General features: G+C 66.2%; 15 protein-coding genes. 5 read left to right on the plus strand and 10 right to left on the minus strand.

Translation table 11 applies throughout. The features are described from left to right. Positions 1-27 precede the first annotated feature (27 nt). On the minus strand, positions 28-1,257 hold the full coding sequence (locus JYK05_RS17735; RefSeq protein WP_206468544.1) for a sensor histidine kinase: 1,230 nt from the start codon (positions 1,255-1,257) through the stop codon (positions 28-30). A 257-nt stretch (positions 1,258-1,514) separates the two neighbouring features. Between JYK05_RS17735 and tam the strand changes: the two genes are divergently transcribed. After that, positions 1,515-2,291 carry a trans-aconitate 2-methyltransferase gene (gene tam / locus JYK05_RS17740; protein WP_206468546.1) on the plus strand — a complete coding sequence of 259 codons (777 nt, stop codon included), beginning with the start codon at positions 1,515-1,517 and terminating at the stop codon, positions 2,289-2,291. Positions 2,292-2,298: 7 nt separating this feature from the next. On the opposite strand, the gene JYK05_RS17745 is transcribed toward tam, so the two are convergent. Then, positions 2,299-3,234: a LysR family transcriptional regulator gene (locus JYK05_RS17745; protein WP_206468548.1), complete on the minus strand. Its 936-nt coding sequence runs from the start codon at positions 3,232-3,234 to the stop codon at positions 2,299-2,301. 151 nt (positions 3,235-3,385) lie between these two features. Here JYK05_RS17745 and JYK05_RS17750 point away from each other — a divergent pair, with 151 nt between their 5' ends. Next, positions 3,386-4,969, plus strand: coding sequence for an aldehyde dehydrogenase (NADP(+)) (locus JYK05_RS17750; RefSeq protein WP_206468550.1), 1,584 nt, complete (start codon positions 3,386-3,388; stop codon positions 4,967-4,969). A gap of 55 nt (positions 4,970-5,024) precedes the next feature. Here the strand turns inward: JYK05_RS17750 and JYK05_RS17755 are convergent, their stop codons facing one another. Next, a complete protein-coding gene (locus tag JYK05_RS17755) occupies positions 5,025-5,174 on the minus strand; it encodes a hypothetical protein (RefSeq protein WP_206468554.1) in 150 nt (49 codons plus the stop codon). A gap of 540 nt (positions 5,175-5,714) precedes the next feature. Here JYK05_RS17755 and JYK05_RS17760 point away from each other — a divergent pair. Next, positions 5,715-7,676: a zinc ribbon domain-containing protein gene (locus tag JYK05_RS17760; RefSeq protein WP_206468556.1), complete on the plus strand. Its 1,962-nt coding sequence runs from the start codon at positions 5,715-5,717 to the stop codon at positions 7,674-7,676. A gap of 131 nt (positions 7,677-7,807) precedes the next feature. Next, positions 7,808-8,944 (plus strand): TAXI family TRAP transporter solute-binding subunit, encoded by a 1,137-nt coding sequence (locus tag JYK05_RS17765; RefSeq protein WP_206468558.1) that lies wholly within the window; start codon positions 7,808-7,810, stop codon positions 8,942-8,944. A gap of 9 nt (positions 8,945-8,953) precedes the next feature. Here the strand turns inward: JYK05_RS17765 and JYK05_RS17770 are convergent, their stop codons facing one another. The 4 genes from JYK05_RS17770 to JYK05_RS17785 all read right to left on the minus strand — a co-directional run bounded on the left by JYK05_RS17770 (position 8,954) and on the right by JYK05_RS17785 (position 14,710). Continuing rightward, entirely contained in the window at positions 8,954-9,394 is a 441-nt protein-coding gene (locus JYK05_RS17770; RefSeq protein ID WP_206468560.1) for a hypothetical protein, read from the minus strand. A gap of 105 nt (positions 9,395-9,499) precedes the next feature. Then, the gene (locus JYK05_RS17775; protein WP_206468562.1) at positions 9,500-12,235 is read right to left on the minus strand and encodes a glucosidase; all 2,736 of its coding nucleotides are present in this window, start codon (positions 12,233-12,235) and stop codon (positions 9,500-9,502) included. 88 nt (positions 12,236-12,323) lie between these two features. Continuing rightward, entirely contained in the window at positions 12,324-14,237 is a 1,914-nt protein-coding gene (locus JYK05_RS17780) for an amylo-alpha-1,6-glucosidase (protein ID WP_206468564.1), read from the minus strand. After that, the gene (locus tag JYK05_RS17785) at positions 14,234-14,710 is read right to left on the minus strand and encodes a nuclear transport factor 2 family protein (RefSeq protein WP_175942000.1); all 477 of its coding nucleotides are present in this window, start codon (positions 14,708-14,710) and stop codon (positions 14,234-14,236) included. Before JYK05_RS17785 ends, JYK05_RS17780 begins: the two co-directional genes overlap by 4 nt. Before the next feature lie 491 nt (positions 14,711-15,201). Here JYK05_RS17785 and JYK05_RS17790 point away from each other — a divergent pair, with 491 nt between their 5' ends. Beyond that, positions 15,202-16,536, plus strand: coding sequence for a hypothetical protein (locus JYK05_RS17790; protein ID WP_206468567.1), 1,335 nt, complete (start codon positions 15,202-15,204; stop codon positions 16,534-16,536). A gap of 2 nt (positions 16,537-16,538) precedes the next feature. Here the strand turns inward: JYK05_RS17790 and JYK05_RS17795 are convergent, their stop codons facing one another. From JYK05_RS17795 to uvrA, 3 genes are read right to left on the minus strand one after another with little or no spacing between them, the layout of a single operon-like run. Then, positions 16,539-17,819, minus strand: coding sequence for a DUF445 domain-containing protein (locus tag JYK05_RS17795; protein WP_206468569.1), 1,281 nt, complete (start codon positions 17,817-17,819; stop codon positions 16,539-16,541). A 39-nt stretch (positions 17,820-17,858) separates the two neighbouring features. Continuing rightward, entirely contained in the window at positions 17,859-18,263 is a 405-nt protein-coding gene (locus tag JYK05_RS17800) for an ACT domain-containing protein (protein WP_206468571.1), read from the minus strand. Beyond that, the gene (gene uvrA / locus JYK05_RS17805) at positions 18,263-24,073 is read right to left on the minus strand and encodes an excinuclease ABC subunit UvrA (RefSeq protein ID WP_206468573.1); all 5,811 of its coding nucleotides are present in this window, start codon (positions 24,071-24,073) and stop codon (positions 18,263-18,265) included. Before uvrA ends, JYK05_RS17800 begins: the two co-directional genes overlap by 1 nt. Positions 24,074-24,121 lie beyond the last annotated feature (48 nt).

Raw genomic sequence — 24,121 nt, forward strand, 5'->3', positions numbered from 1 at the left:
CCGTTCGCCTTTTTTACTTTCGTGCGCTCACTCCGCGTTCGTGCTCCTGGGCGTAAGAACAAGCGGAAACGTCACTTCGAACACGCTTCCGTGTCCCTTCGACGAATGGAAGCGCAATTCGCCATCGAGCGTGCGCGTCAGTTCCTTGACGATGGCAAGGCCGAGCCCCGTGCCGGGAATATCGTCCCCGGCGGCGCGCTGGAACTCCTCGAACACGCGCTCCTGATCCGCTTCGCTGATGCCGACGCCCGTATCGGCCACGCGCAGCCGCCAGCGGTCCTCGGGCGCGGCGGTGATCGACAACACGATCTCGCCCGACGACGTGTACTTGACCGCGTTGGACAGCAGATTCAGCGCGACCTGTTTGACCTTCAGCCGGTTCGACACCACGGTGCTCAGCGTGGGATCGACATGCCCGGTCAGCTTGAGCCCTTTCGCCTCGGTGGCGACGCGGCTCGACTGCATCAGTTCGTCGAACAGGCTTGCCAGATCGAAGCTGTCGACGGTCAGCATGGAATCGTCGCTCAGCAGCTTCGAATATTCGACCATCTCGTCGACGAGCGTCGCCATGTCCACCACCTGCCTGTTCGCGAGCCCGAGCGCCGTATCGCGTCTGCCGGGCGAACGCGCGGCCAATTGCAGCGCGGTCGAGAACACATTGAGGAAATTGCGCAGATCATGCGCGACGCGCCGCGTGACCTGCATGCGCGACTCGTAAAGATCGCCGATGAGCTGCTGGCGCAGCGTCAGTTCCTGATTCGCGCGCTCCAGCATGCCGGTGTATTCGTCGATCTTGCGGTCGCGCTCGGTCACCGCTTCGCGAACCGATGCCAGCGTGACGAGGCTCACCACTTCGTCTGTCATGAGGCGCGCGTATTCTTCGTCCGCGCGGCTGAAGTCTTCGTGCGACGCCGCGTAATCGCCGATTGCGGACAACAGAACCTGTCTGAAGAGATCGAGTTCGCGCACCAGTTCGTCGATGCGATAGCCTTGCTGCCAGCGCCATTGACCGTGCTGGCGGGCGTCGTGCTCGAGCGCGCCTTCCTGCCCGCTCAGGTTGCGCGTTTCGAGGACGTTGCAGATTTCTTCGAGGATGCTCGGCAGATGGTCCGCAAGCTGGCGATACGTGAGCTGGTCCGAATGCTCGACTTCCTGATCGCCGAAGACGAGCTTCATCCATCTCTCGGTCAGCGCGGCCTGCTGCGTGCGCAGCGCGGCCACGAGTCCATTCATGCCGTCGGCGGGAATGTCGCGCATGTGCGGTTCTCCGATTTCCGTGCGCCCGAGACGGCGCTAAAGGACCGGCCGTTGGACCGGAAGTGCGACAGTGCGACAGGGCGGCACATACCTCGGCAGTATAGGCCGCCAGAAATGCGTTTAGCGCAAATCCGACCGGTCTGTTCAACCACTTACGTCAAGCTTTACCTGCAGCGCTCGCCTTCATGCTCGCGCGCGGCTGCGTGATCGTGCAAGATTGCATGGTCACGCGTGACGCACTCATGGAAGGAGAGAAAATGACCTCATCGGGCGGCTGGGAAGCGAAGCAGTACAGTGTCTTCGAAGCGGAGCGCACGCGGCCGGTCCGCGATCTCCTTCACGCGGCGCAGGGCGCGACAATTCGCGCGGCGGTGGATCTCGGCTGCGGGCCGGGCAACTCGACCGAGACGCTGCTCGCCTATGCGCCGCAGGCACGCATCGTGGGCATCGACAGTTCGGCCGACATGATCGAGGCCGCCCGCAAGCGTCTGCCGCAGTTGCGCTTCGAGCTGGCGGATATCTCGGCCTGGAACGAAGCCGGCCCCTACGACCTGATACTCGCGAACGCGTCGTTGCAGTGGGTTCCCGATCACGAGACGCTGCTGCCGCGACTCGTCAGCCTGCTCGGGCCCGGCGGACGGCTCGCCGTGCAGATGCCGGACAACCTCGACGAGCCGTCTCACAGGCTCATGCGCGAGGTGGCGGCGAACGGGCCGTGGCGCGAGCGGCTCGCAGGCACCGAGCGCACGCTCCGCCACGATGCGCACTGGTACTACGCGCGACTCACGCCGCACTGCGAGCGCGTCGATGTGTGGCGCACCATCTATCATCATCCGCTCGCAGGCGGCATCGACGCCGTCATCGAATGGTTTAAGGGCAGCGCGTTGCGGCCCATGCTCGCGAAGCTCTCGGCGGATGAACAGACCGCCTTTCTGGACCAGTACCGCGAAGCGCTCAAATCGGCCTATGAGGTTCTCGCCGACGGCACCGTGCTGCTGCCGTTCCCGCGCCTCTTTTTCGTCGCGACGCGTTGATGCAGCGTTACTGCGCCCGTCCGTTGTCCCGCAGCATCTGCACGAACTGGCGCGCGGCTGGCGAAAGCGCGCCGCCCTTTCGCGTCACGATGCCATACGTCTGCGATTTGAGCTTCATGCGTATCGGCAGCACGCGCAGCATGCCGTGGCGCTCGAACACGCGCGCGACGCTCGCCGGCAGAATCGATACGAGTTCGGGACTCTCCTGCAGCAGCGTCACCGTGACGAACGGCGATGCCGTCGAGATAGGATTGGCGGGCATCGGCAGGCCGGCGAGGTCGAGTTCGCGCTCGAGCAGCGCGCTCATCGGCAAATAGCTCGGATACGTCACCCAGCGGCGGTTCGCCAGGTCCGCCAGCGCGGCTTCGCGCGCTTGCCCGTCGCCGCGCGCGCGTCCCGCCACGATGCACAGCGGCTCGTCCGTCAACGGTTGATAGTGATACTTCGACGGCTGCTCGGACACGCTCGCGCGGCCGATCACGAGATCGACGCGGCCGTCGTCCAGCATCGCAAGCATGTTCGCGCTCGTGTCCTCGACGATCTCGACGGCGAGATCCGGATGTTTCGCGTGCATCTCGTTGACCATCGGCGCGACGACGCCCGGCACCGCGCCCATGATCGTGCCGACGGTCAGCCGCCCGCCCGTGCCCGCGCGAATCTGCGCGACTTCCTGACAGAGCGCGGATAAATCGGCGGCGAGCACGCGCGCATAGCGCACCACGCAGCGGCCGAACGGATTCGGGATGAGTCCCGTTTTCGCGCGCTCGAAAAGCGGCGCTTCGAGCATCGACTCCAGTTCGGCGAGCGCCTTGCTCGCGGCGGACTGCGTCATCGCCATAGCGCTCGACGCCTTGTGCAGCGACTTGTGATCGTCCAGCGCGATCAAGAGTTGCAGCTGCTTCATGCGCAGCCGCGACATCAGGACATCGAGAGTCGTCTTCATCGTAAGAAATAAAGCGCCCGTGATTCCAAAAAGCGATCAAGCGATGGAAAGCTTTCACTATACAGGCGCGTTCGCCGGGTCGTATAGTCGGCGCAGCACGACGCTCGCTAAGGAAGCGTCGCGACCCTCTATCACGGAAGGACGAGACACCATGGAACTCACAGGCAACCTGCTCATCGGCCAGCAATCGGTGCGCGGCACGAACGGCACCATTAAGGCCGTCAACGCATCGACGGGCGCAGCCATCGAACCGGGATTCGGCGGCGCAACGCTCGACGATCTGGACCGCGCGTGCGCGCTCGCGTGGGCCGCGTTCGACGTCTATCGCGAAACCGCGCCGGAGGCCCGCGCGAAGTTTCTCGAAGCGATCGCGCAGAACATCCTCGATATCGGCGACGACCTGATCGAACGCTGCATGATCGAAAGCGGCCTGCCGCGCGGGCGTCTGGAAGGCGAGCGCGGCCGCACGGTCGGCCAGTTGCGCATGTTCGCGGATGTCGTGCGCAACGGCGATTACCTCGGCGTGCGCATCGACCCGCCGCAACCCGACCGTAAGCCGATGCCGCGCGTGGATCTGCGCCTGCGTCATATCGGCGTCGGTCCCGTCGCCGTGTTCGGCGCGAGCAACTTCCCGCTGGCGTTCTCCGTCGCGGGCGGCGATACGGCGTCCGCGCTGGCCGCGGGTTGCCCGGTGATCGCGAAGGCGCACTCGGCGCATCCGGGCACGGCGGAACTCGTCGGCCGCGCGGTGCAAAAGGCCGTGAAGGACTGCGGCATGCCGGAAGGCACGTTCTCGCTGCTTTTCGACAGCGGCCGCGACATCGGTCAGGGTCTGGTGAAGGACAATCGCGTGAAGGCGGCCGGTTTCACAGGTTCGCGTGGCGGCGGCACCGCGCTGATGAAGCTCGCGGCCGAACGCGCCGAGCCGATCCCGGTTTACGCGGAAATGAGCAGCATCAACCCGGTTCTGCTGTTCCCGGCAGCGCTCGCGAACCGCACCGAAGCGATCGCGCGTGGTTTCGTGCAGTCGCTCGTGCTGGGCGCGGGCCAGTTCTGCACGAACCCCGGCCTGGTGCTCGCAGTCGACGGCCCGGACCTCGACAAGTTCATCGAAGCGGCATCGGCGGCGCTCAAGGAAACCGCCGCGCAGACGATGCTCACGCCGGGCATCCACAAGGCATACGAAGGCGCGGTCGAGAAGATCGCTTCGCACGACGGCGTCAAGACCGCCGCTCGCGGCCTGCCGGCGCAGGGCGGCAACCAGGGTCAGGCGGCGCTCTTCGTCACGACCGCCGACGCGTTCCGTGAGAACCACGCGCTGCAGGACGAAATTTTCGGGGCGTCGTCGCTCGTCGTGCGCTGCCCGGACCTCGCCACGATGCGCGATCTGATCGAATCGCTCGAAGGCCAACTCACCGCCGCGCTGCAGATCGACGAAGCCGATTACGCCGAGGCGCGCAGCTTCGTGGCTCCGCTCGAACGCCGCACGGGCCGTATTCTGGTGAACGGCTTCGGCACGGGCGTCGAAGTAGGCCACGCGATGGTCCACGGCGGCCCGTATCCGTCGACCGCCGATGGCCGCTCGACGTCGGTCGGCAGCCTCGCCATCAACCGCTTCCTGCGGCCCGTGAGTTATCAGGATCTGCCGGAAGCGCTGCTGCCCGATCCGGTCAAGTCGGATAATCCGCTCGGCCTGAACCGCCGTATCGACGGCAAGCTGCAACTGGCCAGCTGATCGTTGCCACGGAGCGCCCCTCGGGGCGCTTCCGCTTCACTGTCGATGTTCGCGCCTACGCGGTCGACGCGCCGCCGTCTTCGCGCTGCGGGGCGAACGGATCGGCGGAACCGGCGCGGTCGTGCAGCGTCATCGTGAACATGCCGGCCGCCGCCTTGTCGATTGCCGAGATAAGCGCCGGGCCAACATGTCTGTGGTCCGTCAATAGTTCGGAATCCTTGTTATCGACCGCCGTAGCATTCGCCGCGCCCGATGCGATGGAAAAACAACACGGCGCGCGCCCCGGAAGAGCTTTCACATCAGCGGCTTAGCGAGCGGCCGCCGGGCATTGTCGGTTATCGGCTAAAGAATGGCGTCTCGCCACCGCTGCCCCGCGCCCAGAATATCCCGATGAGAGTAGCGAAGCGTGGCGCCCGCGCGCGCACCGGAATGGTGTCGCGGCTGCACCGATTGCGCATTCGCATCCGACGAGGGCCGTCCGCCGCCGCTTCATCGGCAAGCGCGGCGACACGCAGCACGGAGCAAGCGCGCAGCCGCCGCCACCGGGCGGCCCAAGGTAGGTGCGAAACGCAATTGACGTCCGTCGATGGTTGACGCCATATTCGGATTTCGTCTTCCGCCGTCAAGCTTGGCCGGTGGAGGAAACAATACGAAGGATTGCTGCCGCCCGGATGCCCCGGCGTTCATCGCATGGGCCGGGCGCACGGCGGCCACGTTATCGCACATGTCCTTCGAGGGCTTCAGCATGACCACGCGTTTGACGTTTCCCGCATCCATGTTCTCCGTCGTCTGCCAGCGCTGCGGCAGCACGGTGCGCAAGAACGCCGACAGTTGCCCGAACTGCGGCGCCGATCGCAGCGCGGCTTTCGGCCGCAAACGCGGCGGCGCGGCACGTCCGCGCGCCAACATGTTCGAGCAACAGATGTCGAATCCGCCGTTCGTATCGGCGTCCGCTTCCACGCCCGTCGACGACGGCGAACCCGGCATGCATTCCGGCTGGGCCGGCGGCTGGGATCCGAAGCGCGCGAGCGAACGCATCGCGCAGAAGGCCGCCGAGCACCGGGCAAAGCGCGTCGAGGAATCGGCGCGCAACGCTTACGCCGATCCGAGCAACGATCCGGACGCCCTGCCCGGCCCAAGCCGGTGGAACGGCAGCAAGACGCTCATCGCCGGCGCGTGCGCGCTGGCGCTCGTGGCGGGCGGCGTCGCCTATATGCGATACAGCGCGGACGACCACGCGGCTTCAGGCGACCTGAGCGCGTCCGGTGCGATCGACGCGAAACTCGGCCCGTTCGGGCGCGGCGCAACCGATGCATCCAATTCGACCGACACGAGCCCTCCCGCCGACGCGCCCGCGCAACAAGCTCCCGGCGCGGCGAAAGCAGGCGCGTTGACGCTCGCTCCGGGCGACCCGCTGCAAGGCACGCGCGCGGCGCTGGACCAGCACGATCTGACGCTGGCGCGCGCCCGGATGAAGGCGCTGCCGGCTCGCGAGCAGGCGCGCCCCGAATTCGACGCGCTGAAAGACGAGCTCGTCAAACGCGAACAGCAACGCGACGCGGCGCTGCAACTGGCGCGCGCCTGCGAACGCACGTCCGCGTGGGCGTGCGTGCAGCAGAATGCCGCCGAGGCGCTGGCGCTCGATGGCGGCAACGCCGAGTCGCAGGCCATGCTGGAGCGCGTGATCACGCATGCCGGCTGGCTCGTCGCGACGCCGCAAGGCGCAAAGAAAGGCACCACGGCCGGCAGTCCCACCGACGCCCCGAATACCGGCACCGCCGTTGCCGGCAGCGTCACGCCGGCGCCCGCTGCGGCTGCGACGCCGCCCGCTGCCGTTGCTGCGCAGGCAAACGTTGCATCGGCTCCGCAGGCGGACAAGACCGATGTACTGGCCGCGAAGCCCGCGCCCGACAAGCGCAGCGGACAACGCAGCGCGAACGCGGCGGCGGCCGCCGCTGCCGCTGCCGCTGCCCGGCAGGCCGCGCTCGACGACGCCCGCGCCGCCGAATACACATTGCGCGCCGAAAAGATCGCCCGTGCGCAAGCCGCGACGAACGCGATGGTCGCGGCCACGATTCTGCCGCCGTCGCCCAGCGTGGCGGCTCCGACTAAGCCTGCGACGCCGGCAGCGACCGAGCCTGTCGCCGCCGCGCCCGCCGCTCCGGCTGCGGCCAAGCCGTCGACCGCCGCGCCGACGCAGGCTCAGGAGTCCGGCAACGGCATGTACGTCGCGACGAGCCCGCCGAACAGCAACGGCATGTATGTCGCGCCGAGCACCGTGCAGGGCGAGATGTATGTCGCCCCCGCCGCGCCGAACGGCATGTATGTCGCGCCTTCAGCTCGGCCCGCGCCGGCTCCCGCCCCGACCCAGCGCGCGACGCCTTCTGGCCCGCAGTCGTCAGTGCCGCCGCTTCTGCCGCAGGCTGCCGCGATCCAGCCGCAAGCCGCGCACGCATTGCCGTCCGGCTCGCAGGCCGTGCGGCCCGCCAGCATGGAGCGTCCGGCGGTCGCCACGACGACCGCCGCGACCGCCACCGCGAGCACGCTGCCCACGACAACCGTCAGCGGCACCGCGCGCACGGCAACATCCTTCGGGGCGTCGAGCGTGACGGCGCGCATGGACGCCGACAAGACCGACGATGTGGAGCGCGCCATCAAGCAATACGGCTGGAGCAGCGGCAACGAAAGGCCCGCGCCCGCGCGCTGACCGGTTCCCGCATCGCCTCCGCGCTATCGCATCACCGGCATTACCGGCATTACCGCATCACCCGTATCACGCGACGCCCCCGCGTCGCGTGACTTTCAAAGAACCCGTCCAACTCGACTCAAGGGTCAATCATGGTCTCCAGCCAACTCATGCGGAATGCCGCGCGGAGGGCGTTCGCCCTCTGCGCTTTCGTCGGACTCGCCTGTGCCGCGCAAGCCGGCTACGCGGCCGATCCCGTGCCGTACAAAATCACGACCGGGCAGGAACGCGGCACCTATATTCAAATCGGGCAGGATTTGTCGAAGTACGTGGCCGAGCCCGCCGGCATGGACCTCGAAGTGCTGCCGTCAAAAGGATCGGCGGAAAATGTCCAGCGCATGCGCTATGAGCCCGGCGTGAAGTTCGCGCTGGTGCAGTCGGACGTGTATCAGGCTTACCTCGACATGGCGAATTCCGGCAACGCCGAGGCCGGCCGGATCATTCAGCCGCTGCGGCTCATCATGCCGCTCTACGACGAGGAGATTTATTTTGTCGTGCGGTCGGATTCGCCGCTTAAGAACATCAACGAGATCAAGGGCAAGAACATCAGCGTCGGGCCGATCGGCAGCGGCACGGCGCAGTCCGCCGAAACGCTGTACCGGCTGATGTTCGGCGAGCCGATTCCCGATGCCAACGAGCAGCACTACAACAACGAAGACGCGCTTGCCAAGCTCATCGTGCGCAAGATCGACGTCGCGGTGATCGTCGCCGGCCAGCCCGCCAAGCTGTTTCAGGACATGAACCCCGAGCTGCTCCAGCAGATCAAGCTGCTGCGCCTCGACCCGTCCGCGCCTGAAACGGCTCGCGCGAAGCAGACGTATTTTCCCGCGACCATCCGCACGACGAGCTACCCGAACTGGATTCAGGAAGACACGCCGACGCTGACCGTGAAGGCGTTCCTCGTCACGTACGACTACGGTCTGCGCGGCACGGTCGGCGCGCTGTCGAAGTTCGCGGATTCGCTCTGCGCCAATTTCGATACGCTGCAGGCGAGCGGGCATCCGAAGTGGAAGCAGGTCCACCTCGAATTGCCGCCGCTCACGCGCGGCTGGAAATACTATCCGCCGATGGAAAAGCACTTGCGCGCGTGCATCGCGAAGCGCGCGGCGCTCGCGCAGTCGCAGGGCTCGGCGCAGACCGTGTCAGCGCGCGGCACGGACGCCGCCGCGCAGAAGAAGAAGTCCTCCTGCACCGCGCAGGAAAAGCTGCTGCTGCTCTGCGACCAGTAACGCGCGGCGCTAGCTTCGAAGCGACGGCATGAAAGCGGACTCGAACGACGGATATCTGCGATAAGCCGAGATCGAAGTCCATTCGCGTGTCGTCGCGTCGGTGCGGAACTGGCGTTGCGCCGCGAAGCCGCCCTTGCAGGCCGATTTGTGGAGCGCCCGGTGACGCGCCCGCGAACGCGCTTCGAGGCGGCGTTCCAGCGCCGCCGCGCCCGCGAACCAGTGGTCGATGGCGCCGCCGAGCGCCGCGAGGATGCCGACGCCCGCCATCCAGCCGGCCGCCATGCTGTCGAACGCGCAGGTGACACCTGCGCCGCCGCACATCGCCGCGAAGAAGACCAGCATGATCCACGCGAACGGCGGACTTTCCTCGTGCTCCGTGCGGCAAGCGAGCCGCGGGGCGCGTACGGCCGCAGCCTGTCTCATGTCGTAAGTATTCGCTGATCGGTTCATCTTCGTTCTCCATGCGCCGCGGATTCGCGTCCGCAAAAGTTACGCAGATGCAGAGAACAGCGATATAAGACTTCTCCGAACAAAGCGGGCACGCATGGCTAGCGGCTACTTGGCGCCAGCGAACTCCTGCACGTCGGCATCGGCTTCGCCCGCGAGCGGAACGACGCCCGATGGACCCGACGCGCGCGGCTGCAACAACAGCGCAACCAGCCCCGTCCAGCCCGTCTGATGCGACGCGCCGACGCCGCGCCCGTTGTCGCCGTGAAAGTACTCGTGAAAGAGCACGAGATCGCGCGAGCGCGGATCGGCCTGCAACAGCGGATACGCCGCCATCACCGGTCGCTCGCCGTTCTTGTCGAGCAGGAACAGCGTGGTCACGCGGCGCGCGAGTTCGTCGGCGATTTCGGCGAGCGAGAACGTCTGCCCAGAGCCCGTCGGATACTCCACGCGAAAATCGTCGCCGTAATAGCGGTGGAATTCGAGAATGGATTCGATCAGCAGATAGTTCACCGGCATCCACACCGGCCCGCGCCAGTTCGAGTTGCCGCCGAACACGCGCGAGGTCGATTCCGCCGGCTGATACTGCACGCAGAAGCTCTCGCCGTTGTGATAGAAGACGAACGGATTGTCGCGATGCACGCGCGACAACGCCCGCACGCCGTGGTCGGACAGAAACTCGGACTCGTCGAGCATGCGCCTCAGAAGCGCCTTCATGCGATGCCCGCGCAGAAGCGACAGCAGCACGCTATTGCCCTGACCCGCGATATTCCAGCGCGAGACGAGCCGCGACAAATCCAGCCGATGTTCCAGAAACCAGTGCAGGCGCTCGCGCAACTCCGGCAACGCGCGATACACGCTCGGCTCCAGCACATGCACGGCAAAGAGCGGAATCAGTCCGACGATCGACCGCACGCGCATCGGCACGCTGGAGCCGTCCGGCAGGCGCAGCTTGTCGTAGAAGAACTCGTCCTCGCTGTCCCACAGGCCCGTATCGCAGCCGTCCTCGCAGCTGACTGCCTCGGCGATATACAGGAAGTGCTCGAAGAACTTCACCGCGATATCCACGAACACCGGGTTCGCGTACGCGAGTTCCAGCGCGATGCGCATGAGGTCGAGCGCATACGCCGCCATCCACGCGGTGCCGTCGGCCTGATCGATATGACCGCCCGTCGGCAGCGGCGCGGAACGATCGAAGATGCCGACGTTATCCAGCCCGAGAAACCCGCCCTGGAAGATGTTGCGGCCGTCCGCGTCCTTGCGGTTCACCCACCACGAGAAGTTGAGCAGCAGCTTGTGGAAGACGAGTTCCAGAAAGTCGCGATCGCCCTTGCCGGTGATCGCCCGGTCGATCTCGTACACGCGCCACGTCGCCCACGCGTGCACGGGCGGATTGGCGTCGCTGAACGCCCATTCGTACGCCGGCAACTGGCCGTTCGGATGCTGATAGCGGTCCTTCACGAGCAACAGCAACTGCCGCTTCGCAAACGCCGGGTCGATGAGCGCGAACGCCGCCGCATGAAACGCGAGGTCCCACGACGCGTACCACGGGTATTCCCACTTGTCCGGCATCGACACGATGTCCGCGTTGCACAGATGCCGCCAGTCCGCGTTGCGCCCGGTGCGGCGCTGTTTCGGCGGCTTCGGCTGAAGCGGATCGCCGTCGAGCCAGCGCGTGACGTCGAACTGGTAGTACTGCTTCGACCACAGCATGCCCGCGAGCGCCTGCCGCTGCACGAGCCGCTGATCCGCGCCCGCGATGTCATGCTGCAACGCGCCGTAGAACTCGTCGGCTTCCGCGATACGGCGCGCGAACAGCGCATCGGCATCGAGCGGGACCGTGTCCGGCGCGGATTCGGGACGCCAGCGCAGAAACACCGTGGCCCTAGCGTGCGCGTCGAGCGTGAGATGCGCGCGGGCCGCGGCGCGCGTGCCGGCATCGCGGCGAACGGCGTCTTCATCGCCCGCGACGATATAGTCGTTGAAGCCGTCCTTGAACGGGCCCGCGCCTTCCATGCCGAACAGACGCCGCACGTTGGTCTCGTTCTCGCAGAAAATCCACTCGATGCCGTCCGTATCCGGCGACCACGCCGTGACGATCATCGGCTCGTGTCCGTGATGATCGGCCGCGACCTGCGCGACGCCGCGCTCCGTTCGCAGCTTCAGCGACGGTTTGGCTGGCGTCGGCTTCCACGACCACGTGTTGCGCGCCCAGATCTGCGGCAGCACGTCGAGCGTGGCGGGATAGGCCGCGCGGTTTTCGATGGTCACGCGCATCACGATATCGTCGGGCGTGTGCTTCGCGTATTCCACCTGCACGTCGAAGTAACGCTCGTCGTCGAACACGCCGGTATCGAGCACTTCGTACTCGGGCACGTCCGCGCCGCGCCGCGCGTTTTCATCGACGAGATCGGCATAAGGAAACGCCGCATGCGGATACTTGTACAGCATGCGCATATAGGAATGCGTCGGCGTGCCGTCGAGATAGAAGTACAGCTCCTTCACGTCCTCGCCGTGATTGCCTTGCTGATTCGTGAGGCCGAAGAGGCGCTCCTTCAGAATCGGATCGCGTCTGTTCCAAAGCGCGAGCGACACGCACCAGTTGAGCTTGTCGTCGCCGAAGCCTGCGATGCCGTCCTCACCCCAGCGATACGCCCGGCTGCGCGCGTGATCGTGCGGAAAGTACTCCCACGCGGTCCCGAACTCGCTGTAGTCCTCGCGCACGGTGCCCCACTGGCGCTCGCTCAGATACGGCCCCCAACGCTGCCACCGCGGACAGTCGCTCGAATGCAGCCGCGAGCCTTCCACGGTGTCGATCTGATTGACGGTGCGCGTCTTCGCCATGGGCGTCTCCTGTTGCGGCCTTCGGTGCAGCTTGCGGGAAACGGCTAATTTAGCGCGTTTTCACGACAGGACGCACATTTGACGGCCTTCACGCCGCGCGGAGCAGCGTCTCGATGCGCAGCAGTTCCGCGAGCGACCACGCCTGGAACGGCGCGCCGCCCGGCGCGTGCGGCGCGTCGCCGTCCGCGACTTCGCTCACGTGATCCAGCCCGTAGTGGTCCAGATGCGCGTAGAGCGGCGCGAGGAAGCGCTCGCGCACGCCCGCCGCGCCGCGCACGCGCAGCCACGCCTCGACGAACGGTCCTATGAGCCACGGCCAGACGGTGCCCTGATGATAGGCGCCGTCGCGCTCCAGCACGCCGCCTGCGTAATGCGGACGATACGCCGGGTCGGACGGCGCGAGCGTGCGCAGGCCGAGCGGCGTCAGCAGATGCGCTTCGACCTGATCGACCACCGCGCGGGCGATATCGCCCTCGACGAGCGGAAACGGCAACCCGCCGACCGCGAAGATCTGGTTGGGGCGAATCGAGCGGTCGATCTTGCCCGGCTCGTGGTCGGCATCGACGACATCGTAGAGCGCGCGCGTGTCCGGATCGACGAAGCGGGCCGCGAAACTCTGGCGGGCGCGCGCGCACAGCGTCTGCCAGCGCGGGTTCCATGCCGACGCGATGGCCAGCGCATTGATCCACAGCGCTTGAACCTCGACCGGCTTGCCGATGCGCGGCGTCACCACCCAGTCGCCGGCTTTCGCGTCCATCCACGTGAGTTGCACGCTCGGCACGCCCGCGCGCAACAGGCCGTCTTCGTCGGCGGCGATTCGATAGCGCGTGCCGCGAGCATAACTTTCGAGAATCGTATCGACCGCGCGTTGCAGGCGGCTCGCCGTGGCCGCGAGCGCGTGGCCGGTGGCCAAATAGTCGTGGACGGCGATCACGAACCACAGCGACGCATCGACCGAGTTGTACTCCGGCTGTCCGCCGCTGTCGGGGAAACGGTTCGGCAGCATGCCTTCGGAAAGCGCGTCGGTCCATTCGAGCAGAATCGATTCGGCGTCCTGGTGGCGGCCACTCGCGATCAGCAAGCCGCGCATCGAAATGAAGGTATCGCGGCCCCAGTCGGTGAACCACGGAAAGCCCGCGATGATGGTTCGCCCCTGCTTCCGATTGACGACATACGCATCGGCGGAACGGGCGAGGCGCGATTTGAACGCAGCGCGGCGCTCCGACTCGCGGGCCGCGAGCCGCGACGCGTGCGCGAGCGCATCCGCTTCGCGCGGCACGTTGCTGCCCGTATCCGCATGCAGGACCATCACGGCTTCGCGCGCGGTCAGATCGAACGTGAAGACGCCCGGCGTCGCCAGATCTTCGATGAAATCGAGCCCGCGCTCACGCTCGCGCGCATAGCAGAAATTGCGATACCAGTCGGGCGCGTGCCGATACGCGCCGTTCGCCGTCGCGCCGATGGCCGGCAGATCGGCGTACGGCCGCCAGTGAACGCGCTCGCCGTCCGTCGTGGCGTCGAAGCAAAACGCCGGATTCTCGCGATGCAGCGCGTGATAGTCGCGCCCCGACAGCAGCGGGCGCACATGCAGCGTCGCGGAGGGCGGGCGCGCATCGGCTTCGAGGCGCCAGCGCAGCACCGTCTCGCCGCTCTGCTTCGCAACGAACAGCTCGGCCACGACCGTTTGCGCATCGCCGACGCGATGGCGCCATGTCGGCCACGGCGATGTATCGAAGGAAACGAGACTCGCGGTGGCGTCCGGGTACAGCACGTCGGGCGCGTAGTGCTGCATGGTCAACGGGAAGCGCTCGCCGCCTATCTCGACCCACGCCTCGATGCCGTTCACGAGCACCACGCGCCCCGCAGGCGGCTGCGTCGCGGCAAGCAACAGCGCCTGATAACGGCGAGTTCGCATGGTTCCCACCGTGCCGGACGCGAAGCCGCCGTGCGCGTCCGCTTCGATCCATTCGTCTTCCAGCCGCGTCGAGTCGATCGCCGTCATGTCGCCGCCCGTTTGCGGTAGTCGGTGAGCGCGCGTCGCGCCTTCGTGCGGATGGCGCTCTGCATGCGCGGCGTCCAGCCGAACAGCCAGCCCGAGACGCCCAGCGCCTGACGGCTCCAGCGCCAGAGGTCGAACGTATCGGTCTGCTCGGCGATCAGGCCGTCGCGGATGGCGAACTTCGTCGCGATCTCGTTGACCACTGCGCGGCCGGTCGCGGAGTACGTGTAGCGCGCGACGGCGTTCGCGCTCGCGGTCTGTCCGAGCGTGCTGATGCCGTCGAAAGTCAGCGTGAAGTCGGCCGCGCGGCCGAGCAGCATGCGCCACATGTCGCCGACTTCGCGGCCATGCAGTAGCCCGAACGCCGGATCCTGAAAGCGAATATCGGACGCGTAGCAGGCCGCCATGGCGTCGGCGTCGGCGCGCTGAAACGCACGGTAGAAGCGTTCGATGAGTTCGGCGTTCGTGTTCGGCATGGTGGTCCTGGCAGAGAGTCGCGCCGCGCGGAAGTGGGCATTCTCGCGCGACTGCGGCCGGACTGCAGCTTTTCCGCTCGATGTTTTGCTGTCGTGAGAGCGTTTGAGAACTCAGCCGCTTGTTTAGATCATCGCACGTCTATTGGCGTTCGTTTATTAAACAAACCAGTTTTCGATTATCAAGAAACCGGTTTCACCACTTCGACTTTGAGACAGTCTTATTATCTGCAAGAAATGTCTTAATAAACTCGCTTTCAAAAACTTCAGATATTAATTGACGCGGAATTATTCTTAAACTAAATTTCTAGAACGGTCGTTCTAATCCTCATCATTCGACTGTTCGCATATCGTTGCGGCGGCTCTCGTGCGTGCACGCTCCGCCATTTGCCATTACTCTTTTTAGCCCGCGCCCCGCTTAGAGGTCGCACGTCGCGCACATGAAAATCAGGCCTCGAATTAGCACGCTTTCATTGGCGTCTGCGGATTATTTCTTGACGGACTTACGCACCGGCATTATCAGCCGCGCGATTCATCCGCAATCGCCGGATATCATTATTTACGTTTTAAGGACCGAAGACGGTTCGGAGTATTGCGCGCAAGTCGATTATCGGGAGTATCCGGTTCGAAATGCGATTCTCATGGCGGCGCTCGAATTAGGCCTGACGGTCACGGTTCGCGCGGATGCCACGCACCACATCACCGACCTCGCCGCGACGCTGCCGAACGTCGCCCCGCTGCCCGCGCTCGGCTACACGTGGCGCCTGCTGGAAGACGTGCGCACGGGCGCGGTCGTGCAGGTCGAGGATGCCAATCTGCTCGGCAGCATGGCGTACATCATCCGCAGCCCGGACGGCTCGCATCATTGCGTGCAGATGTGCCCGAACGAGCACGGCTACCGGAGCGCCCTGCTGATGGCCGCTTTCAGGGCAAAGCTGCCCGTGACCGTCGCCGGCGACGCCGACTACTATCTCAACGCCGTTTCCGTCGGATCGAGAGCGTTCGGGCCGAACTTCAACTGCGCGCCCGGCTATATTTCGACGACGCCGCGTTCCGGTCTCATCGACGAGATCATCGACACTGAGGCGGCCGAGACGTTGAGCGTCATCGTCAAGACGCCGGAGGCCACGCGCTATCACGCCCGAATCGACAGGCAGGAGCACGCGAACCGGCACCACCTCGCCATGCTGGCATTGCGCGCGGGCTTGCCCGTCACGCTGAGCGGTAACGAAGAGCATTACATCACGGGCATTGCGGTCGGCGCGCTGTCGTCGGACGCGGCGCCTTCCATGATCCTCTTCGGCCAGAAGCTGACCGGCATGCAGAGCGGAACGCTGGTGCGCATCATCGATTCCGACGCGCTCGACCAGATCCGCTACGTGCTGCGCGCATCCGACGGCGCGCACTTCTGCGCCCAGATGAACACCGCGAAACATTCGAGCCGGCATCAGATGCTGATGACCGCGCTGGCGCTGCATCTTCCGGTGAGCGTGACGGCCGACGCGAATTCGAACATCACGGGCGTGTCGGTCGGACTGCCGCATCGGGGCAGCCCGACGTTCCATTGCCAGGCGACGCGTTTTCCGAAGACCGAGACCGGCAGCATCGTCCGCATGATCGATTCGGACGCGCTCGGCCCCGACACCCGTTACGTGCTTCAAACGCCGGGCGGCGACGAATGGGCCGTGCCGGCGTTCGGGCGCGGGCAACCGGGGCGCGGCCCGCTGCTCGCGCTCGCGCTGACGGGCGGGCTTACCGTGACCGTCAACGGCATCGAGGGCAGAGACACGCCGCTGGAAGCCGGCAGCGTGACCGTCGCCCGCAGCTAGTGTCAGAGCGTGAACGTTGTGACTGCGTGAATGAGCAGCCCGACCGCGCCGCCGACGAGCGTGCCGTTCACGCGAATGAACTGGAGGTCGCGCCCGATGTTCAGCTCGACGTCGCGCACCAGCGTGGCGTCGTCCCATTGCTTGACGGTCGCGGCGATGTGCTTCGCAATGCCTTCGCGCAACTCGGGCGCGAGGGCCTTCAGCGCATCGCGCATATGCTCGTTGATCGAATCGCGCAGCAGCGGATCGCCGCCGAGCGCCTGCGCGAAACCCGCCGCGACGGCCACCACTTTCGAGTGCAGCGCGGAATCGGGGCGCTTCAGGTCAGCGGCGAGCCACGCGGTGAACTCGTCCCACAGGCCGTCCACGTAGCCGCGCAGTTCCGGGCGATCGAGCCATTCGCGCTTGTGTTCGTCGATGCGCGCCTTGAACGCGGGATCAGACTTCAGGCGCTCGACAAAGCGTTCCACTGCGGCATCGAAGGCTTTGCGGCGTTCGTGCTCCGGGTCGCTCGTCACGTCGTGCAGCCACTGGTTCGCGCCGCGCACAAGGCCCGCCGCGAACTTGTTGCCGAGATCGCCCGCATCGAGCCCGACGAAGCCGAGCATGCCGATGAGCTTCGGATACTCCTCGCCCGCCACCGCGACGATGCGCGTCGCGAGCATCTCCTGCACCTCGGGCTTGTCGAGCCACGCCGCCATTTGCTTGAGGCCTTCGTCGAGCAGCAGTTGATGACGTCTGTCAGCAGTAAGCGTCGAAAGCAGATTGCCCGCGGCGGCGGAAAGATCGAAGGCCTCGGCGCGGCGGCGGATCGCGTCGTGGAGCATGGACTTGATGCGCGTGTCGTCGATGAAAGCCAGCAACTGGCCGACCGCTCCGACCGCGCGATTGCCGAGCAGCCCGGCGTTTTTCGGCTCCGCGAGCCACACCGACAGGCGGCTTGCCGGATCGAACGCATCGACGCGCGCAATGAGCGCATCCGTGCCGAGAAAGCGGTCGCGCACGAACACGGCGAGGTTGTCGGCCACGCGCGCCTTGTTCGCGGGCAGGATGGCCGTGTGCGGCACCGGCACGCCGAGCGGATGGCGAAACAGCGCGACGACCGCGAACCAGTCCGCGAGTGCGCCGACCATCGCGGCTTCCGCGAACGCGGACACCCACGCCCACGCGCCGGCGTCGTGCTGGCTCTTCGCGATGGCGAACAGCACGCCCGCGCCGACGAGCAACGCGGCGGCGAACCACTTCATCCTTTTCAGGGCTACGGCTTTATCCTGCGTTTCCATCTGCTTGTCGGTATAGAAGTGTGGAAGCGCGCAAGCATATCAACGCCCTTGCTGCAACTTCAAGAGCGCATCCATGGCGCGGCCGGCTGCTTCGACCGGCACGAAGATGTGATCGTGATAGGCCGCTGCCATCACATTGCAGCTGATGCCTGCGTCGCCGAGCGCGCGAGCGAACGCGGCGGTCAGCCCGACCGCGTTCAGGTCCGAGTGCACGGTGAGCGTGATCCACGCTGCGCGAAAGAGCGGCGTGACGCCAGCCGCTTGCGCCGCGCCTTCTTCCATGACAACAGTCAGCCCTTCGCGCTCGCGAAACGTCGCGACGATGCCCGCGCCGCCCGGCGCGGCGTCGTGCGGCAGCGACGCGAACACATAGACGCCGGGCTGAAGCTCCGGCTGCATGGACGCCAGCAGCGTCCGCAGGTCGGAAACCGGCGGCGGCGTCATCAGGCGGCATCCTCGGCAGGCCGCGTTCTGCCGAGCACCGGCCGCAGCGCCGTTCCCGTATGGCTGCGCGGATGACTCGCGAGCGTGTCCGGGTCCGCCGCCGCGACGATGGTCCCGCCGTTCACGCCGCCTTCCGGCCCGAGATCCAGCACCCAGTCGGCTTCCGCGATCACGTCGAGATCGTGCTCGATCACGATCACGCTATGGCCGCCGTCCACCAGCCGGTGCAGCACGCGAATCAGCTTCGCCACGTCCGCCATGTGCAAGCCGACGGTCGGTTCGTCCAGCACATAGAGCGTATGCGGCGGCTTTTGGCCGCGCCGCGTGATGTCGTCGCGCACCTTCGACAACTCGGTGACGAGCTTGATGCGCTGCGCCTCGCCGCCCGAGAGCGTCGGCGACGGCTGGCCGAGCGTCAGATAACCGAGGCCCACGTCCTTCATCAATTGCAGCGGATGCGCGATGCTTGGCATCGACGCGAAAAACTCGACGGCCTCGTCGATCTCCATGGTCAGCACTTCGCCGATGTTCTTGCCGCGCCACGTCACCGCGAGCGTCTCGGGATTGAAGCGCTGGCCGTGACACACGTCGCACGGAACCTTGACGTCCGGCAGGAAGTTCATCGCGATGGTGCGCACGCCTTGCCCTTCGCACGCGGGGCAGCGCCCGTTGCCCGTATTGAACGAGAAGCGCGACGGCGTATAGCCGCGCGCCCGCGCTTCGAGCGTGTCCGCGAAGAGCTTGCGGATGGTGTCCCACATGCCGATGTAGGTCGCCGGGCACGAACGCGGCGTCTTGCCGATCGGCGTCTGATCGACTTCCAGCACGCGGTCGATGGACTCGAAACCGGTAACGCCCGAGCAGCCTTGCCATGCGTGGACCACATCGAACTTCGGGCGCGGCGTTTCGCGGGCGAGCACGCTCGCGCGCGATTTCGCGGCCGGGGCGTCGGCCTGCGCCGCCTTGCGCGCGCGCCGCACCGCCGGCGACGACAGCACCGAGCGGCCGACGGCATCGAGCAGGTTCGTCATGAGCACGTCGCGGGCGAGCGTCGATTTGCCCGAGCCGGAGACGCCCGTGATCGCAACGAGCCGGTTCAGCGGCACGCTGGCGGTCACGTTGCGCAGGTTGTGCAGCGTCGCGTTCTCGACCGTGAGCCATTGCTCCGGCACCGCCGGGCGCTTGCCGACGGCCGCGCGCACTTCGCGGCGCGGCTGCAACGGATGCACGATCGGGTTCGCGAGCATCTGCCCGGTCAGCGACGCCTTGTGCGCCGCGAGATCCGTCACGCTGCCCTGCGCGACCACCGTGCCGCCGCGCTTGCCCGCGCCCGGCCCGATATCGATGATGTGATCCGCGCGCCGGATCGTGTCCTCGTCGTGCTCCACGACGACGAGCGTGTTGCCCTTGTCGTTCAGCTTCTTGAGCGCGCTCAAGAGGATCAGGTTGTCGCGCGGATGCAGGCCGATGGTCGGTTCATCCAGCACATAGCAGACGCCTTGCAGGTTGCTGCCGAGTTGCGCGGCGAGACGGATGCGCTGCGCTTCGCCGCCCGAAAGCGTCGGCGCGGCGCGGTCGAGACTCAGATAACCGAGCCCGACTTCTTCCAGAAACTGAAGGCGCCCTTCGATTTCGCTGACCACGTCGCGGGCGATGTCCGCGTCGCGGCCCGTCAGCTTCAGCGTCGCGATCCACTCGCGCGTGTCCGTCACGGTCCAGCGCCCGACCTCGGTGATCGGATAGTTGCCGAACGTCACCGCGCGCGCGACGTCGTTGAGGCGCGTGCCTTCGCAGTCCGCGCACGGCTGATCGACGATATCGTCCGGTTCCTGATCCACCGAGCCGATGCTCTGCTCGCGGCCGCGATCATCCTGCGCGAACACCGTATCGTCGAACGCGGCGCGCTGCTCGCGCGTCAGCTTGACGCCCGTGCCGACGCACGTATTGCACCAGCCATGCTTGCTGTTGTACGAGAACATGCGCGGGTCGAGTTCCGGATAGCTCGTGCCGCAGACCGGACACGCGCGCTTGGTCGAAAACACGATGCTTTCTTCGCTGCCGCGCCGCTTGCCGCTGGAGAGCGCGCCGTGCAGTTCGTCGAGCGGCGCGCACAGATGCATGACGCCCTTGCCGATTTCGAGCGTCTCGTCGAGCAGACGCCGCAGGTCCGCTTCGTTCTCCGCCGACACGACGAGATCCGCGACCGGCAACTCGATGGTGTGTTCGCGGAAGCGGTCGAGCTTCGGCCACGGATCGACCGGCAGAAAGTCGCCGTCCACGCGCAGATGCGTGTTGCCGCGCGCTTTCGCCCACTTCGCGAGATCGGTATAGACGCCCTTGCGGTTCACCACGAGCGGCGCGAGCAAGCCCACATGCTGCCCCTTGAAGTCGCGCAGAATCTGCGCGGTGATCTGCTCGGAGCTTTGCGCCTGAACCGGCGTGCCGTCGTGAATGCAATGCTGGATGCCGAGCTTCACGTACAAGAGGCGCAGGAAGTGCCAGACTTCCGAAGTCGTCGCGACCGTGCTCTTGCGCCCGCCGCGCGACAGCCGCTGCTCGATGGCAACCGTCGGCGGAATGCCGTAGACCGCATCGACCTCGGGACGGCCCGCCGGCTGCACGATGGAGCGCGCATACGCGTTCAGCGACTCCAGATAACGCCGCTGTCCTTCGTGGAACAGAATATCGAACGCGAGCGTGGACTTGCCCGAGCCGGACACGCCCGTCACCACGTTGAACTTGTTGTGCGGGATGTCGACATCGAGCGACTTCAGGTTGTGCTCGCGCGCATTGACGATGCGCACCACATCCTCGCCCTGCAATGCGCGCCGCGCGCTCGCCACTTCCGCCGCCAGTTGCAGCGGCACGCCCGCGCGCTTTTCCGCCGCGCCGGGCGTCATGGCTTCTTCGTAGTCGAGGAGCGCGCGGCCCGTGTGCGACTGCTCGCAAGCCGCGACGTCATCGGGCGTGCCGACGCACACCACTTGACCGCCGCCGTCGCCGCCTTCCGGACCGAGATCGATGATCCAGTCCGCCGCGCGAATCACGTCGAGATTGTGCTCGATGACGATCAGCGAATGCCCGCGCTCGAGCAGCCTGCGCAACGCCTGCATCAGCTTGGCGATGTCGTCGAAATGCAGGCCCGTGGTCGGTTCGTCGAACATGAAAAGCCGGGCTTTCTGGTTCGGCGACGCCGTTTCCGCGAGAAAGCCGGCGAGCTTCAGGCGCTGGGCTTCGCCGCCCGAGAGCGTCGGCACCGGCTGGCCGAGCTTCACGTATTCGAGACCGACATCGATGATAGGCTGCAGCACGCGCAGCACATCGGCGTCCCCGGCAAAGCACTCGACGGCTTCGCTCACGGTCAGTTCCAGCACGTCCGCGACGCTCAGTTCGCGCCCGCCGCGCTCGATCTTCACATCGAGAATCTCCGCGCGATAACGCCGGCCGTCGCAATCGGGACAGCGCAGGTAGACATCGGAGAGAAACTGCATCTCGACATGCTCGAAGCCCGAGCCGCCGCACGTCGGGCAGCGGCCATCGCCCGAGTTGAAGCTGAACATGCTCGCGCCATAGCCGCGCTGCGCGGCGAGCGGCGCTTTCGCGAACAGCTTGCGGATTTCGTCGAACGCGCCGACATAGCTCGCCGGATTCGAGCGCGCCGTGCGGCCGATCGGCGATTGATCGACGAACACGACGTCGCTCAGTTGATCCGCGCCCCTCAGCGCGCGAAACGCGCCGGGCGCTTCGGTGGCCTTGCCGAAGTGACGCATGAGCGCGGGCGCGAGCACGTCCTGAATCAGCGTCGATTTGCCCGAGCCGGAGACGCCTGTCACGCAGACGAGGCGCTCCAGCGGAATCTCGACCGTCACGTCCCGCAAGTTGTGATCGCTCGCGCCTTCGAGGACCAGACGCGGCGAGTTCGCATCGACCGCGCGGCGCGTCCAGTTCGACGCATGCGCGACGTGCTTGCGGCCGCCGAGGTACGCGCCGGTGAGCGTGTCGCTCGATTGAATATCGTCGGGCGTGCCGTCGTAGACGATCTGCCCGCCGCGCTCGCCCGGCCCCGGTCCCATGTCGATCAGGCGATCCGCCGCGAGCATCACCGAAGGGTCATGCTCCACGACGACGAGCGTATTGCCCGCATCGCGCAGACGGTGCATGGCTTCCACGATGCGGTTCAGATCGCGCGGATGCAGCCCGATGCTCGGCTCGTCCAGCACGAACAGCGTGTTCACGAGCGACGTGCCGAGCGCGGTCGTCAGGTTGATGCGCTGCACTTCGCCGCCCGAGAGCGTGCGGCTCTGGCGATCCAGCGTCAGATAGCCGAGGCCGACGTCGCACAGATATTTGAGGCGCGTGCGCACTTCGGCGTGCAGCAGCTTGAGCGCCTCGTCCAGCAGCGTGGACGGCAGCGTGAGCGAATCGAAGAAGCGGCGGATGCGCTCGATCGGCATCAGCATCAGGTCGTGCACGGTCAGGCCCGGCAACGCTTCGAGCTGATCGCGCGTCCAGTCGACGCCGTTCGGCAAGAAGCGGTCGGCGGGCGTGAGCACCGCGTCGGCTTGCTCCTTGGTGCCGAGGCGCCACAAGAGCGATTCCGTCTTGAGCCGCGCGCCCGCGCAGGCGGGACACGTCGTATAGCTGCGGTACTTGGAAAGCAGCACGCGGATGTGCATCTTGTACGCCTTCGACTCCAGATAGTCGAAGAAACGCTGCACGCCGTACCACTGGCTGCCCCACTTGCCGGTCCAGTCCGGCGATCCGTGGATGACCCAGTCGCGCTCCTTCTGCGTCAGTTCGCTCCAGGGCACGCCGAGCCGGATGCCCGCCTTCGCGCCGTAGCGCACGAGGTCATCCTGATTCTCTTTCCACGCGGGCGTTTGCAGCGTCTTGATCGCGCCTTCGCGCAGCGTCTTTTTCTCGTCCGGAATGACGAGGCCGTAGTCCACGCCGATCACGCGGCCGAAACCGCGACACGTCTCGCACGCGCCGTAAGCCGAGTTGAACGAGAACAGCGCCGGCTGCGGATCGGCATAACGCAAGTCGCTTTCCGGGCTATGCAAGCCGGTCGAAAAGCGCCAGATATCGGGTTCGGTTTCGTCTTTCAGCACATAGACGTTCACGCGCCCGCTGCCGCGCAGCAGCGCGCCTTCGATGGCTTCGAGCGCGCGCGAGCGCTCCGTGCCTTGCAGGCGAAACCGGTCCGCGACGACATCGAGCACTTGCCGCGCGCCCGCTTCCGTCTGTACATGGCGCTTGGCCTGCACGCGGGTGTAGCCGCTCGCGGAAAGCCACTGCGCGACTTCGTCGTCGCTCGTCGTGTCGGGCAGTTCGACCGGAAACGTCACCGCGAGCCGCGGATCGGCATCGCGCGTGCGCTCCAGCAGTTCCGCGTAGATGGTCTCGGGCGTGTCGTGCCGCACGCGATGGGCGGTCTTCCTGTCGAAGAGTTCGGCGGCGCGCGCGTAGAAGAGCTTCAGGTGATCGTTGAGCTCGGTCATCGTGCCGACCGTCGAGCGCGAACTGCGCACCGGGTTCGTCTGGTCGATGGCGATGGCGGGCGGCACGCCGTCCACGCGATCGACCTGCGGCCGGTCCATGCGGTCGAGGAACTGGCGCGCGTACGCGCTGAACGTTTCGACGTACCGGCGCTGGCCTTCGGCGTACAGCGTGTCGAAGACGAGGCTCGACTTGCCCGAACCGGACGGGCCGGTCACCACCGTCATCTGGCCGGTGTGCAAGTCGATATCGAGATTCTTGAGGTTATGTTGACGGGCGCCGCGAATGCGGATTGCGTTGTTCGATGCCAATTTTTCAACCGGTTCAATGTGATGGACGGCCTGTCAGGCCGTGGGCGG

It is taken from the genome of Caballeronia sp. M1242, assembly GCF_017220215.1.
Lineage (GTDB): Bacteria > Pseudomonadota > Gammaproteobacteria > Burkholderiales > Burkholderiaceae > Caballeronia.